14 protein-coding genes are annotated in these 14,849 nt (G+C 57.8%); 5 read left to right on the plus strand and 9 right to left on the minus strand.

Features of this window, described 5'->3' with window-relative positions; translation table 11 throughout:
* Positions 1 to 109: 109 nt before the first annotated feature.
* Entirely contained in the window at positions 110 to 1,351 is a 1,242-nt protein-coding gene (locus tag AC1TXO_RS18130; RefSeq protein WP_486403019.1) for a M20/M25/M40 family metallo-hydrolase, read from the minus strand.
* Positions 1,352 to 1,480: 129 nt separating this feature from the next.
* On the opposite strand from AC1TXO_RS18130, the gene AC1TXO_RS18135 reads away from it, so the two are divergent.
* Positions 1,481 to 1,864, plus strand: a complete 384-nt coding sequence (locus tag AC1TXO_RS18135; protein WP_486403020.1) for an S-type pyocin domain-containing protein — start codon at positions 1,481 to 1,483, stop codon at positions 1,862 to 1,864.
* Here the strand turns inward: AC1TXO_RS18135 and AC1TXO_RS18140 are convergent.
* The 6 genes from AC1TXO_RS18140 to AC1TXO_RS18165 all read right to left on the minus strand — a co-directional run bounded on the left by AC1TXO_RS18140 (position 1,790) and on the right by AC1TXO_RS18165 (position 7,832).
* Positions 1,790 to 2,335 (minus strand): hypothetical protein, encoded by a 546-nt coding sequence (locus AC1TXO_RS18140; protein WP_486403021.1) that lies wholly within the window; start codon positions 2,333 to 2,335, stop codon positions 1,790 to 1,792. The two genes, AC1TXO_RS18135 and AC1TXO_RS18140, sit on opposite strands and share 75 nt — an antisense overlap.
* 310 nt (positions 2,336 to 2,645) lie before the next feature.
* Entirely contained in the window at positions 2,646 to 2,831 is a 186-nt protein-coding gene (locus tag AC1TXO_RS18145) for a hypothetical protein (protein WP_486406860.1), read from the minus strand.
* Between the two features lie 763 nt (positions 2,832 to 3,594).
* Positions 3,595 to 4,497, minus strand: a complete 903-nt coding sequence (locus AC1TXO_RS18150) for a hypothetical protein (protein WP_486403022.1) — start codon at positions 4,495 to 4,497, stop codon at positions 3,595 to 3,597.
* Positions 4,494 to 5,891, minus strand: a complete 1,398-nt coding sequence (locus AC1TXO_RS18155; RefSeq protein ID WP_486403023.1) for a DUF3696 domain-containing protein — start codon at positions 5,889 to 5,891, stop codon at positions 4,494 to 4,496. The genes AC1TXO_RS18150 and AC1TXO_RS18155 overlap by 4 nt, the downstream gene beginning before the upstream one ends.
* 251 nt (positions 5,892 to 6,142) lie before the next feature.
* Positions 6,143 to 7,414: a Y-family DNA polymerase gene (locus tag AC1TXO_RS18160; protein ID WP_486403024.1), complete on the minus strand. Its 1,272-nt coding sequence runs from the start codon at positions 7,412 to 7,414 to the stop codon at positions 6,143 to 6,145.
* The gene (locus AC1TXO_RS18165; RefSeq protein WP_486403025.1) at positions 7,404 to 7,832 is read right to left on the minus strand and encodes a LexA family protein; all 429 of its coding nucleotides are present in this window, start codon (positions 7,830 to 7,832) and stop codon (positions 7,404 to 7,406) included. Before AC1TXO_RS18165 ends, AC1TXO_RS18160 begins: the two co-directional genes overlap by 11 nt.
* Positions 7,833 to 7,938: 106 nt before the next feature.
* Here AC1TXO_RS18165 and AC1TXO_RS18170 point away from each other — a divergent pair, with 106 nt between their 5' ends.
* The 4 genes from AC1TXO_RS18170 (at position 7,939) to AC1TXO_RS18185 (ending at position 13,173) form a co-directional block, all read left to right on the plus strand.
* Positions 7,939 to 8,643: an SOS response-associated peptidase family protein gene (locus AC1TXO_RS18170; RefSeq protein ID WP_486403026.1), complete on the plus strand. Its 705-nt coding sequence runs from the start codon at positions 7,939 to 7,941 to the stop codon at positions 8,641 to 8,643.
* Positions 8,644 to 9,008: 365 nt separating this feature from the next.
* The gene (gene dusA / locus AC1TXO_RS18175) at positions 9,009 to 10,019 is read left to right on the plus strand and encodes a tRNA dihydrouridine(20/20a) synthase DusA (protein WP_486403027.1); all 1,011 of its coding nucleotides are present in this window, start codon (positions 9,009 to 9,011) and stop codon (positions 10,017 to 10,019) included.
* A 126-nt stretch (positions 10,020 to 10,145) separates the two neighbouring features.
* Entirely contained in the window at positions 10,146 to 11,072 is a 927-nt protein-coding gene (gene tal, locus AC1TXO_RS18180; RefSeq protein ID WP_486403028.1) for a transaldolase, read from the plus strand.
* 202 nt (positions 11,073 to 11,274) lie between these two features.
* Positions 11,275 to 13,173 carry an alkaline phosphatase D family protein gene (locus tag AC1TXO_RS18185; protein ID WP_486403029.1) on the plus strand — a complete coding sequence of 633 codons (1,899 nt, stop codon included), beginning with the start codon at positions 11,275 to 11,277 and terminating at the stop codon, positions 13,171 to 13,173.
* A gap of 9 nt (positions 13,174 to 13,182) precedes the next feature.
* Here the strand turns inward: AC1TXO_RS18185 and rssC are convergent, their stop codons facing one another.
* The gene (rssC, locus tag AC1TXO_RS18190) at positions 13,183 to 13,665 is read right to left on the minus strand and encodes an anti-sigma factor antagonist RssC (RefSeq protein WP_054894422.1); all 483 of its coding nucleotides are present in this window, start codon (positions 13,663 to 13,665) and stop codon (positions 13,183 to 13,185) included.
* The gene (gene rssB, locus AC1TXO_RS18195) at positions 13,662 to 14,846 is read right to left on the minus strand and encodes a two-component system response regulator RssB (RefSeq protein ID WP_486403030.1); all 1,185 of its coding nucleotides are present in this window, start codon (positions 14,844 to 14,846) and stop codon (positions 13,662 to 13,664) included. The genes rssC and rssB overlap by 4 nt, the downstream gene beginning before the upstream one ends.
* Between the last annotated feature and the right edge of the window lie 3 nt (positions 14,847 to 14,849).

The following is a 14,849-nucleotide window of genomic DNA, read 5'->3' on the forward strand; positions in this document are numbered from 1 at the left end:
GTTGTTTATCGGAGAGTGGAGCGGTCCGACGATTCGCGCTGCGGCGTAACTGCACCCTCGCACCGGCATCGCCTGCCCAGGTCGTCCTGAGCAGGCTGGCATGCAAGGCTCAGTGCGCAGTGCCAGACAATTGCTGGATCAATGCCACTGTCAGATACAACCGCGGCGCGATACTCGACAGTTCGATGTATTCGTCCTCGGCATGCAGCCCCGCCCCTACCACGCCCATGGTTTCAAGCACCGCAGGCTTGTCGCTGCCAGGCACATAGGCGTAGCCCGCATCGGTGCCGAAGCGCATGGCGATCGGTTCGATGTTGCGATCGATCTTCGCGTAGAGCGCCTGGGCTGCCTTGGCCAACTGCTCGGAGCCGGCGTTCTTCGCCAGCGGTGGGCGGCCCTTGTCGAGACGCACCGTGACTTCGGTGCCCTCGATGAGTTTTTTCTGCACCAGACGCTGCGCGTCGGCCAGCACGCGGTCGCTCTCGCTCAGGTCCGAGTAGCGCATGTCGGCCTCGGCCGAGGCGCTGGATGGAATGATGTTGCGCTTGTCGCCCGCCTTGACCATGGTCCAGTTGACCGTGGTGCCTTTGGCCGGATCACCGAGGTCCTTGAGTTGCAGCATCTGGTGCGCCAGCTCCATGGCCGCGTTACGCCCTGCTTCGGGGGCGGAGCCGGCATGCGAGGATTTGCCCTTGACCTCGAGCATCACGCCATTGATGCCGTTGGTGGCGACCGTCACCGCATCCTTGTCCGGCGGCTCGTACGAGAACACGTAGTCATGTTTGCGCGCCAGCTCGGCAATGATTGTCTTCGAGCCGCTGGAGCCGGTTTCCTCATCCGGGTTGAACAGCACGGTCAGCGTGCCGAAGCCCTTGAACTGCTCGTCCTGCAGCAGCTTGAGCGAATGAAGGATCATCGCCACGCCACCCTTGGCATCGGCCACACCCGGGCCATAAGCCCGCTCGCCCTCGACCTTGAAAGGTCGCTTGGCCGCAGTGCCCGGCAAGAACACCGTGTCGTAGTGGACCATCAGCAGGAACGACTTGCTGCCGGTGCCCTTGAAGGTGCCGACGATATTGTCGCCCGCCGACGGGCTGGCCGGGCTGGTCTTGACCTCGGCGCCCAACGTCTTGAGTCGCTCGACCAGCGTCGCGCTGACGGTTTTCAGACCCGGCGCCTGGCCGGTGCCGGTGTCGACATTGACCAGTTGCTTGACGGTGGCGAGGTAGGCCTGCTGTTCGGCCTCGGCTTTTTTCAGCAGCGCGTCGGGAGTCAGGTTGGCAGCGAGTGCGGAAAACGACAGGAAAGACAAGGCGATGGCAGCGGCGATCGGTGAGCGTCGGATGGGCATGCGGAGTCCTTTATCAATGCAGAGTGAACTTGCAGCTTTGACCATCGATGGCGCTGGCGCCAGTTTTGGACTGGGGCGGATCTCAACGCCATTGCCAGTACTCAGGGCAGCGTCGAACCGACCTACCGATTGACCAACGAAATACGAGGTGATGGCCGCTCGTATATTTCAGTGGTCGCAGCTGACGGCGTTAACCTCTCCAGGAGCGTCCCTGTACGAGCGGCTACACTCGATCCGCAGACGGGACGATACACAGTGGCGGTGCCGAGCCTGCCCCCGAACAGCCTGCCATCACATTGGCCTGGACACCAGCAGCGCCGCCAGGGGAGCAATCCTCCACAACCAGCCCGCGTGTCTAGAACACGCGGGCTCGCTCTATCCCTATCCCAAAAGTCGATTGCCGAGTTCCTCGGCTTGCAGCTTGATGTTTGTATCCTCTTATCGGGTCATCTTCACATGTTCCAGATACGTATCATGCCATTGGTAATTCGACTCCCTCTGGACAGTTCTTGAACGGAATAATAGAGATTTTATCGGATCGCCACCTGATCCGCCCATTTTCAGGTCGTAAGACTGGGTGTTATCATTGGGAACACTATGATCTTCCAGCTTAGTGCCATTGGCATCCAGCGCGGTGATCGTTGCCTCACTGACTCCGCCACCGTCTACTTCAACCCTGATCGTCAGGGTCACTTCCGAATACACCTCTTTAAATTCCAGGGTGAACAGGGTTGAGAAATTCACATCCTCTGGATCATGATGGTCCCCGATTGATTGCAATGAGAACACGGAAATCGATTTATTATCGTCATGACCACCTGGGTGTATAGAAGTCGGATCACGCCCCCCGAGGTTCCCGACAGACGTCGTATATCCAGAAAAATAAGGGCGTGAAATGCTTGTAAAGGGGCCAACTTCAGCCGTGCCGAAGTCATCGGAGTGCTCCACTTTCGTGGCGCCGGTGTTGCGGGATGGTTGTACCATGGAGATTCTCCTTAATCTCATTGTGAAGACTGGCATGAATAAGGTGGAGGCCGCCTGTTGACTTATCCAATCGAGGCACCTTGTACAAGCCTGTAACTTTTCGAAACTTTGCAGGCTCTTTTTATAATATCCCGGCTTAAAGGCCAGGCTATATCCGTTCGCGATATTCGTTATTTCCAATGATCATTGAATGCGCGACCGACCCCACTTATGACTCAGTTCCGGTGACGGACTGGGCTCTGCCTGAAGAAATTCTAGAGTGTGACACACCCCGCCGAAGATAAGATCCATCGATTGCGGGGCCGGAGATTCAGGCAAAGGCCTTGATTGTCAGTGCAGTGATGCCCGCCACTGCGGTCACCAGACCGGTGGCGATGGCGACCGGGTACCAGAAGGTTTCACGGGTCAACTTGCCTGCTTCGGCATTGAGCTTGCGAGTCTCTGCCATCAGTTTGGCGATTTCGACGTGAATCTTCTCCGCTTCGGCTTGGGGCATGTCGTATGGATGCATGAGTCTTCCCTTCGGATGCGGCACATACTGCCTTTGAATTTCGACATGGCGCTAGTTGATCGGGACGAATAACTTATCTTGAGGCGAACGTTCGGCAAAATCAGCTGGGAGCCACCCAAGCCGTAGGTTGTTTCGCAGGCAATGGTTCCATACCGGACTGACCACCGGGCCGCTGCAAGCAAGGCTCTACAGGCAAATACCCAGTGCTCTTGGTAAACTGGCGCCCTGAACGCCTCCTGTCGCGGCTCTGTTGGTACAGGGCCCCGAGCGAAGGGTACAACGCGACAAATTGTCGGTAACCGGTACTGAATACGTTGAACGAACGCACCGCATCACAAGCCTCAAACCCACCAAACACGCGCCCTGAGCCCAATCGCCGGTTCAGCGTTGCACCCATGATGGATTGGGCAGGTACTTTCTGAAGGGCTTAATTTTAAAGGCTTACAGATATCCAACCCCCTCTGAGTACCATTTTTGTACCACTTCTCTTACCACGGCCTTCCCAATCGCTCTCCTGGTCTGCCTGTCATCTTTTTCAACCCATACCCATAACACCAAACAGGCGTTACGCTAAGGTCGGCAGGGGTTCAACCTGACACGCCCAAGCCCCCTATGAAGGCATTGGACGCTTATTTCACGAGCACAGAGAAACATAGAATAGCGTCTGGCTTCTCCGTCAACAATGAATAGCCAATCAAAAAATATAGGCCTTAAACGCTCTTAAATTACTTAACTATACGCAATCAAACTAGCCTTTTGACTTAAATTTGTATGACTTACGAACACCCGCAGCGAACTCCATGGTAGATGTAGAATTGTGCACGCAATGCACCACCACATCACCATCACTATTGTTCCATTGCGGCGGCCTCCCAAAGCAATCTAAACCACTCGAAAAGGATATTTGAAATCTATCTCCTAAAAATACGAATCTATCATGATAGTTTCGCACTGTCTTTTTATCTGCCTGGAGCACTTCGACAGTCCCTCCATGCTTGTTGGAATTCAAATACTTTTCAAGCTGCCCCCTATCGAGCAACCCACGCTGACCAGCCCTCTCGAAATTCGACATAACCACAAATTTACAAGAAGCATCTGCGTATTTAGTAAACTCGCATATTAGATCAGCACCAGCCAGGTTAATATTTTTATCAAAAATGAAAACTTTATTTTCACGCGCAAAGTATTTTGCAAGCAATTGCGGCGACTGAAAGCCTGTCGGAGTCAATGAAATGATAGCTGCTACCTTCACACCTGCATGATTGCTGAGTGGATCGTGTTTATAATTTCCTGCTTCAATTACATCGACCCCCCATAGATCGGGCCGCAACGGTGTAAAATCCAGTCCTGGCGAAGTTATTAATGGCCCCGAATGGTGAAACGCCGCCCCCAAATAATTGGAAAGCAGACAGTCCTTACTTAGCTTATAATTTTGCAACGCGCCAGGAGAAACAAGAAAATATTTATTTTCTGCCAGAAACACCCTAGTGAACCATTCTTTAAATATTCCCACACCATCCCCAACCTCCATATACTGCTTAATTATTTCAGGAGTAACTCCAAGAACAGCGGACTGCGACAAAACGAAAACTTCTGATAGGTTGCCCGCAAACCCTTCAGACAAGGCATCCTTTTCGATCACGGCCCTCATATGACTTCACCTGTCATCCTGCGAATCTTATTACTGATAATTTTTTTCGTTAAATTATAAGATTCATCGAAGAACCCCGCAGGCCATCCTTCGGCCAATTCACCATCATCTGTTATCCCAATCTCGAAGACTTTAGCATCAGCTTCACTCGGAAAATAATAGACTTTCAAATCATCTTTAGACATCCCATTTTCAGAGTCTAAAGAGTGTTCCGAGATGGCGAGCTGCAACCCACGCAAAATATGTTCACTGTGAGTCTCGATAATAAAGTGCTTCCCATCTCGAGATGCCTCTACCAAAAATCTTGCAAAAGATACTTGTGCACGCGGATGAAGATGCAGCTCTGGCTGCTCAATCACAATGACATTCCCAGGGCGACAGGCTGCCGTTTGCACGATAATTGGTAGCACCTGAGAAAAACCAAAGCCTACATCTTGGATAGAGTCAGCCACCCCGCCACGAATAACTTTAATTTTTACCAGCTCTTCAAAATCTTCTACTGATATCGATCGCCCAGGAAAAATTAGATCTATCCAATGTAGGATTTTTCTGTATGCATCCCTATTGGACCTATTACTTTCGGAGCTACGCTTTAGATAGGAAATAACGGAAGGGGTATTCTCACCTGTGCCACCAACGTCAGAGCTTGCTGCCGATATTGTATAACTTCGACTTGGGCTCGATCTAAGCGGACCCAAATACTTATAGCTTTCAGGAAGATGATAAATAAGGTACATCACACGCTCAAATATGCGAAGCTTAACCCCCGGCAGGGAATCTTCATCTTCAGCATTGACGAACCCGAAACTAAATTTCTCAGTATACTTTAGTTTTGTTTTTAAACCTGCAACCCTACGCAAATCTTTTGATGAATATTTTTTCCTTCCAAATAAATGGGCCTCTTTTTCTAACGCTTCAGGATCAGTAACCAAAGTGTAATAAGCTTTAGTCTCAGCACGCTTTAGCCTGGCCAACTCCCGGAAAGTCCCATCCACAAAATACACGACGGCTTCAACTGAATAAATTCGCGCCTGCTCAGTAAAAACATGCCGATCGTAGCACAATCTTATTTTAAAATTGGCAACCTTTATATCACTAAAATTCACATACCAACGGTCCGGCGGTATGGTTAACGAGATGGAAATCTTATTTGATACATCGTGATTATATACATAATCCCTATATACACCGAGATTCGTATAATCACCATGCGCCACAAAGGCTTCATGTTTATTACGGGTCCAGCTAAATGTTTGAATAAGCGCAGCCAACCCTTTCAACGCCGAAGACTTACCTGAACTGTTTTCGCCGTACATTAAAGTAATGGGCTTCGTCAGATCCAGACTTTCGTTTTTGAACCTTTTAAAGTTCTCGAATCCAAGGGTTCGAATCATTCGTTTTATCCCTGCTAACACGCTCTAAGCTCCAGAGCCTAAAATATAGCATTTTGCCTCCCCCTGCTACTGCTGAAATCATAGCGCTACGCTACACACCCCGATTGTGCTGGAGTATTGACGAGAAAAAGCGCCCAAGCCCTATATACAAAGGGCTTGGACGCTTTCTTATGTCAGCGAGAAGAGCCCACTAGAGGCATAAAGGGGCATGGAATGGCGCTTGGTTTGCCCCATTTTTGCCTCACTCCCCTCTAGCGAACTCGCCACAATTGGTTGATCTTCGTGGTATATGACCTACTCATCAGCTCGCGGCGCATACCCCAATCGGGGGTGCGGGGGACGCTGCCCGCCCTCATTGTCCCTCGCCCATATCGGTCGTTGATCTGGTCCACTACCGACATCAGTTTGTCGCTTGCCAAAAGCTGCGTGATCGCGAACAGATCGTCCGTGAAATCACCTGGCTGGCACAAGTCGAGTAGTAAAACTTCAGCCTTGCTATATCGGTAGCCCTCCCTGAAAACACGCTCCACCGCGTTTGTCGCCGCCCTGGTGAGCAGCAGCGTATCGTTCGTTGGGTAAGGCAGCTCCACAAGCGCTCCCTGCGCATGGTGCAACTCATCCGGGTTGAACATGCCGGTACGGATACTCACTCGCATACGCTTGCATACCGAACCCTGCGCCCGCAGCTTTTCAGCCGCTCGCCCGGTGTAGGTGGCCACGGCCTGCTTGATCGGGACAAGCTCACTCAGCCGCTTGCCGAACATCCTGCTGCAGCAGATCTCCTGCTTCGGTGGCGCCGCCTCATCCAGCTCCAGGCAGGGAACGCCAGCCAGCTCTCGCGCGGTCTTCTCCACCACCACGCTGAACTTGTCCCGCAACATGCGCGGATCAGCCTTTGCCAGGTCCATGGCTTTCTGAATCCCCATGCTCTGCAGGTGCTCGGTCATCCTCCGCCCAATCCCCCACACCTCTTTGATCTCGGTATTACGTAGTACCCAGTCACGCTCGAAATCCGTCGTGATATCGACCACGCCGCCCGTGTGTGCCTGCAGCCGCTTTGCGGTGTGGTTGGCCAGCTTCGCGAGGGTCTTTGTACGCGCGATGCCGACACCGACTGGTATGCCGGTACGCTGAAGTATCTTGGCCCGCACCTCACGGCCGAACTGGGTCAGGCTGCCCTGCACCCCACTGAGATCGGCGAAGCATTCGTCGATCGAATAGACCTCAGCCGCAGGTACCATCGATTCGATGATCGACATCACCCGCTCACTCATGTCGCCATACAAGGCGTAATTGGAGGAGAACGCCACCACGCCGTGCCGCTTCAGCCTCTCGCGGCATTGGAAGTACGGTTCTCCCATCTTCACGAACGGTTTGGCGTCATAGCTGCGCGCGATCACGCAGCCGTCGTTGTTGCTCAGTACCACGATAGGCGTCTTAGCCAGATCCGGCCGGAACACGCGTTCGCAGCTCGCGTAGAACGAGTTGCAATCGATCAGCGCAAACACCTGGTCACTGCGCATGATCGCGCACGCTGTAGCGAACCACACCCCAGATGACCAGGTCATCGCCTTCCATCACGTACCGGGGCGGATAACTGGGGTTTTCGGACTGAAGCATCACCACCCCACCCCGCCTGTGCAGACGCTTGCAGACAGGCTCAGCGTTGATCGCAGCGATCACAATGTCGCCATGCTCTGCTTCCTTGCTGCGGTCTACGATAAGAAGGTCGCCGGAAAAAATTCCAGCGCCCTGCATGCTGTCGCCCTCCACCTGCACCAGGTACACATGCGGGGCCCGCAGCTCGAATAGCTCATCGAGCGAAATATGGCGCTCCAGGTGATCCGCCGCTGGCGAGGGGAAGCCTGCGGGCACTCGAAACGAGTACACGGGCAGCAATGCCAGGCCACCGGTCGGAACTCCCAAGAAAGTAACGGTCATGAAGGGTCATTCCAAATAGATAACTGTATATTTGTACAGTTAACTGTCAGATCTTTCCGGCGTCAACGCGAGGCGTGTGGCAGCCGACGAACGAGCGAGGTGAGGTATGTGTGGGCGGTACTCGATCTACGAATCCATGGACAACTACCTCCGGCAGTTGAGCCTCGACCTGGTCGTGATCAATGGCTATGACCATGAGCAGATCAATCGATACAACGTCGCCCCCTCCACCCGAGTGGAGGTGATACGACCGGTGCGAGAGGGGTTGAGGGTAGATCGAGTGAAATGGGGGTGGGCTCCGTTTTGGGCGAAGGGGAAGCGTCCTGACTCGATTAACGCGCGGGCAGAGACGGTGATGACGGGAAAGTTTTTCAGGACGCTATGGCCGATGGGCCGAGCTCTGGCACCGGCCAATGGCTGGTTCGAGTGGTTACCGGACCAAGCAGAGCCAAAGCGCAAGCAGCCCTACTACATCAGCTCGAAGTCAGGTGAGCCCTTGTTCTTCGCTGCCCTGGCGCAAGTGAATGACCGCCTCCAGCCGGACGAGCATGACGGCTTCGTCGTCATCACTGCCGCCGCAGATGAGGGCCTGCTCGACATCCATGACCGAAAACCGCTGGTACTCACTCCAGGCGTTGCGAGGGAGTGGATCGACCCCACCACAACGGTAGAACGTGCCGAAGAAATCGTGCGACAAGGCTGTCGCCCCGCTGCTGACTTCAAGTGGCACCCTGTCTCGAAGCAAGTTGGGAATGTTCGCAATGAAGGAGCCGAGTTTATAGAACCTGTCCCACTGAAAACGCCGGAATGACCGCCCCAGTTGATCCGACACCTCGTTGAGAATCCTCGACTCCTCCATCACTTCGGCCTTGGAGTGCCGCTGGTTCGCCCTGGCATCGCAGATTTCGAGATTCTCGAAGTGAAAGCCGTCGAAAGTAGGGAGCGGCTTCGAAAACGCTGCGTTGCAACATCACCGCTGCGGGCAAAGCCCCTGGGTTGTTGGTAAACTGCGCACCTTGTTCCCGAGGCGAGCTTGGCCAACTCAACCGACATGCCATCCGTCTCTCTGCTTGCTCTGATCGTCAACCTGATTTCCAGGAGCACAGGGCTGATAGCCACTGCCATCAGTACCACCACTGCCCCCCCCGAAAACGGGTACAAACCACGTAGACCAGAATGCCCCCAGAATCAGCTCCAAACCCACAAACCACGCGTCCTGAATCGTCCCGCCGGTTCAGCGTTGCACCGATGATGGACTGGACCGACCGCCACTGCCGGTACTTCCTGCGCCTGCTCTCCCAACGCGCCCTGCTCTACACCGAAATGGTCACCACCGGCGCGCTGCTCCACGGCGATGCGGCGCGTTTCCTGCGCCATGACGCCTCCGAGCACCCGCTGGCCCTGCAACTGGGTGGCAGCAATCCGGCCGAGCTGGCCGCCTGTGCGCGCCTGGCGCAGGAAGCGGGCTACGACGAGGTCAACCTCAACGTCGGCTGCCCCAGCGACCGGGTGCAGAACAACATGATCGGCGCCTGCCTGATGGGCCACCCGGCGCTGGTCGCCGACTGCGTGAAGGCAATGATCGATGCGGTGGACGTTCCGGTGACGGTCAAGCACCGCATCGGCATCAACGGCCGTGACAGCTATGGCGAGCTGTGCGATTTCGTCGGCCAGGTGCGCGAGGCGGGGTGCCGCAGCTTTACCGTGCATGCGCGGATCGCGATCCTCGAGGGCCTGTCGCCGAAGGAGAACCGCGAGGTGCCGCCGCTGCGCTATGACGTGGCTGCGCAACTGAAGCAGGACTTCCCGGACCTGGAGCTGGTGCTCAACGGCGGGATCAAGACCCTCGACGAATGCCGCACACACCTGCAGACCTTCGACGGGGTGATGCTCGGGCGCGAGGCGTACCACAACCCTTACCTGCTGGCCGAAGTGGATCGACAGCTGTTCGGCAGCGACGCACCGGTGGTGACGCGCAGCGAGGCGATGGCGCGCCTGATGCCGTATCTGGTGGCGCATGTGGAAAGTGGCGGGGCCATTCATCACATCACCCGGCACATTCTCGGGCTCGGCCAGGGCTTCCCCGGTGCACGGCGTTTCCGCCAGTTGCTGTCGGCCGACATCCACAACGCGGCCGAACCCCTGAAGGTGGTCGAGCAGGCCGCCGAGCTGCTTCAGGGACGCTAGCGGAACCCTCGGCAGGGCGTGCACTCGAAGGGGGAATCGACTTCGAACCTTTGGCCTTGAGTGGCCGTCGGGGCTCGGGTAATGTCAAGACACTCACAGGACAGAGCACCAGGACAGAGCACGCCCATGACTTCCAAGCTGGAACAACTCAAGCAGTTCACCACCGTGGTCGCCGACACCGGGGACCTGGACGCCATCACCCGCCTCAAGCCGGTCGATGCCACCACCAACCCGTCGCTGCTGCTCAAGGCTGCGGCCATCCCCGGATACGCCGACCTGCTCAGGCAGGTCAAGGCCGACGCCAAGGGTGATGTCGACGTGGCCTGCGACAAGTTCGCGGTCGCCGTGGGTTCGGGTATCCTCAAGGCCATTCCCGGACGCATCTCGACCGAGGTGGATGCGCGGCTGTCGTTCGATGAGCCGGCGCTGCTGAACAAGGCCCGCCAGCTGATCGCCCTGTACCAAGCCGCCGGTATTTCCAAGGACCGCGTGCTGATCAAGCTGGCCTCCACCTGGGAAGGCATTCGCGCTGCAGAAAAGCTTGAGAAGGAAGGCATCCAGACCAACCTCACCCTGCTGTTCTCCTTTGCCCAGGCCCAGGCCTGTGCCGATGCCGGAGTGTTCCTCATTTCGCCGTTCGTGGGCCGCATCTACGACTGGTACAAGAAGAGCACCGGCAAGGAATACGTGGGCGCCGAGGATCCGGGCGTGCAGTCGGTCACGCGCATCTACGACTACTACAAGACCAATGGCTATGGCACCGTGGTCATGGGTGCCAGCTTCCGCAATGTCGGGCAGATCGAACAACTGGCCGGGTGCGACCGCCTGACCATCAGCCCTGAGCTGCTGCAGCAACTGAGCGACGACCACGGCGAGCTGCCGCGCATCCTCAAGCCAGGCAATGCCGGTGAAGCCAAGCAAGTGCTGAACGAGAGCCAGTTCCGCTGGGCGATGAACGAAGACGCAATGGCCACCGAGAAACTGGCCGAGGGCATTCGTCAGTTCGCGCGGGACCAGGAGAAGCTCGAGCAGTTGATGGCCGACAAAGGCTGATACAACTTCGGGTTGTGGAACGGGCGGGAAGTACTGAGTATTTCCCGCCCGTTTGCGTTTGTGTATTCGAAGAAGAAGCTGCCGGTCTATCGCGGGGCAAGCCCGCTCCCACAGAAACATGTGCCCTGCCACGGGATGGATGTTGCTGCGGAAGCGGGGTTGTCCGGCGGTGAGGCTGGCAGCCTCCCAACAGATGGAAGCAATGACCACCACCCTCCCCCTCGTTCTCGCCGGCCCCGTGCTGCGCCGCCTGGAACCGCAATGCCTGGCCATCTGGCTGGTCGCCTCACGACCGTTGAACCCCGAATTCGTGCTGGACTGCCCTCATATCGGCAGCCAACTGGACTGCCAGGTCGTCACTGTCGGCGAGCATGCGCATGTACACCTGCTGAGCCTGCACTTCGACCAGCCCCTGCCCGAGGAGGTGCTGCTGGAATACGACCTGCGCCTGGACGATGGCCAAGGCATCGCCGACTGGGCGCCGCACCTGCTCTATCCCGGCGCCCGACGCCCGAATTTCGTATTGCGCAGGCGCATCGACCAGTTGCTCCATGGCTCCTGCCGCAAGCCGCACCACCCGGCTGCCGATGGCCTGCTCTGCGCCGACCGCCTGCTGCTGGAAGCCCCTGGCGCCGAACAGCGCCCGGCACTATTGCTGATGACCGGTGACCAGGTCTACGCCGACGACGTGGCCGGCCCGATGCTCAAGGCCATTCACGGCCTGATCGAGCGCCTGGGGTTGTTCGACGAACCGCTCGACGGCGCGCGGGTCGACAGCGGCCAGGCGCTCTATGAGCATCCGGCGTGCTACTACCATCGCGCAGACCTGCTGCCCGCCCAGCAGAGCAACGAACCGCTGCGTCGACGCTTCTTCCGCGGCAAGCGCAAGCCAATCTTCTCGTCGAGCAACGCCGACAACCACCTGGTGACCTTCGCCGAGGTCATGGCCATGTACCTGCTGGTGTGGTCGCCCACCGCCTGGCGGCTGGTGGACCTGGACGCGCCTGCTGGGCTTTCGGCCGAACGCCAGCAGCGCTATGCCCACGAACTGCCGCTGATCCAGGCGTTCCGCGATGGCCTGGGCGGTGTTGCGCGGGTCATGGCGCACCTGCCCTGCCTGATGATCTTCGACGACCACGACATCACCGATGACTGGAACCTCTCGGCGCAGTGGGAAGAGACCGCCTATGGCCACCCCTTCTCGCGGCGCATCATCGGCAACGCCCTGCTCGGCTACCTGCTCTGCCAGGGCTGGGGCAATGATCCTGCAGGCTGCGCCAAGCCGCTGGCAGGCCTGCAGGCATTGACCGCGAACGCCAGGCAACGAGCGCTGGACGGTGAGGCCCTGGATACCCTGATCGGTGAGCTGCTGCGCTTCCAGGGCTGGCAGTACGATCTGCCCAGCGATCCGCCGCTGCGGGTACTGGACACCCGCACCCGGCGCTGGCGCAGCGAAAGCAACCTGAAAAAGCCTTCAGGCCTGCTGGACTGGGAAGCGCTGAGCGAACTACAGCAGGCACTGCTGGATCACCCCTCGGCGATCATCGTTTCTCCAGCGCCGATCTTCGGGGTCAAGTTGATCGAGACGGTACAGCGGGTGTTCAGTGCCCTGGGGTATCCGCTGCTGGTGGACGCCGAAAACTGGATGGCGCACCGCGGCGCAGCCCAGGTGGTGCTGAACATCTTCCGCCATTCGCGCACACCGGGGCACTACGTGATTCTCTCGGGGGACGTGCACTACTCGTTCGTCTACGAGGTACTGATTCGTCACCGCCAGCGCAGCCCACACCTGTGGCAGGTAACCAGCAGCGGGATCAAGAACGAGTTTCCAGGGCGCCTGCTCGATGTGCTCGACCGACTCAACCGCTGGCTGTATTCGCCGCGCTCGCCACTGAACTGGTTCACCCAGCGCCGCGCCATGGAAGTGGTGCCACGCCTGCCGAGCCGAAGCCGGGCGGGAGAACGGTTGTGGAACGGAGCGGGCCTGGGCCAGGTGTTCTTCGATGAACAGGGTCGGCCGACACAGGTGCTGCAACTGAGCGCCCGGGGAGAAGAAGCGACGACGTTTCCGGCTCGGGAAGCAGGCAGCAGCCGAGCGTAGCGGCTGGGGTCAGGAGCGCTCCAGGGCGCTGACCAGGTCGCGGAATGCCTCGCGGTTGGAGTCGTTCAGGCCCATGAGGATCTTGTGCGCCTCCAGCACCTTGGAGCGCACCACTTCCTCGTTCTGGTCCTGCGACGGCAGGTCGCTCAGGCAGTCCGGGCACGGCAGCGGCCGGTCGACGATGTTGAACACCTGGTCGAAGCCCATCGACTGCAACAGCCGGGAAATGTCCGGGTTGGTGGTCACCACGGTCGGCAGCAGGCCGACCTTCTGCCGCGACAGGATCGACAGCTTGGCCAGCAGGCCCAGGGTGGTGCTGTCGATGCTCTCGGTTTCGGTCAGGTCGATGACGATGGCCGAGAAATTCAGCGCGGTGAAGATCTTCTCGATCGTGGCATCCAGCGCCGAACACAGGGTCAGGCGCACTTCACCGACGAATTTCAGTACGAAGGTACCGCTCTGCTCGGCGAACTGGATTCTACCGGTACTCATTGAAGGTTCCTGCTCAACACCAATAGGGCGATATCATCCGGCATCTCCCCAAGCGTAGCCAATCCGAATCGTTGGCGCAGCCCGTCCAGGCTGCCCCCCGCGGCCTTGACGATTTCCGGCAAGGACGCTTCCTTATCTTTGAGTGTGTCACCGGGCAAAAGGTCCAGGATGCCATCGGACATCAGCGTCAGGCTGAAGCGCGGTGGCAGCTCCAGCACATGGTCCTGGTAGGTGGCTTCGTCGAACAGCCCCACCGGCAGGCCACGGCCTTCCAGGTAACGTGCCTGGCCCGGGGTATAGAGCACCGGCAGCGGCAAGTGGCCGCCGACGCTGTAGGTCATCAGACCGGTGTCCTCGTCGATCACCCCACCGACCATGGTCACATGCTTGCCCAGCTTGCAGTTGATCAGCCCGCGATTGATGTGTGCCAACACCTGGGACGGCTTGAACTCGCGCATCTTGCCGTTGCGCTTGAATTCGAACAGCAGGCGGGTGGTCATGAACTTCAGCAGCACGGTGACGAACGCTGACGACGCACCGTGACCGGACACATCCGCCAGGTAGAAGGCGATACGGCGCTCATCGACGCGGAAATAATCGGTGAAGTCGCCGGACAGGTACAGCGACGGAATGATCTGGTGGTCGAACGACAGGTCACCGGCGCTCCAGGGCTTTTCCGGCAGCATGTTCATCTGCACCTGGCGACCGGCCGTCTGGTCTTCCTGGAGCAGGTGCAGGCTGGCCTCGAGTTCGCGGTTGGCGGCTTCGAGCTTGTCGCGGTAGCGCTGGTTCTCGAGCACCAGGCGTGAGCGGTCGAGTGCACGGCGCACCGAATGCTCGAGCACGGCAAGGTCTTCCAGCGGCTTGATCAGGTAGTCGGCAGCCCCCAGGCGCAAGGCCTCGACCGCATCGCTCATGACCCCGGCACCGGACACCACGATCACCGGCAACTGCGGGGCCTGCTCGGTGATCCGGCGGATCAGTTCGAGGCCGCCCATCTGCGGCATGCGCAGATCGCAGATCACGAGGTCGGGCTGGTGTTCTTCGAAGACCTGGAGCCCCTGCTGGCCATTACCGGCCTGGAGGACGCTGAAGCCACTGTCTTCCAGATAGGCGGCGAGGCTTGCACGGACCACGTCGTCGTCATCGATGATCAGCAGCGTTGCACTGGTTTTCTGCATGTG

Source organism: Pseudomonas sp. FA117 (genome assembly GCF_057370475.1).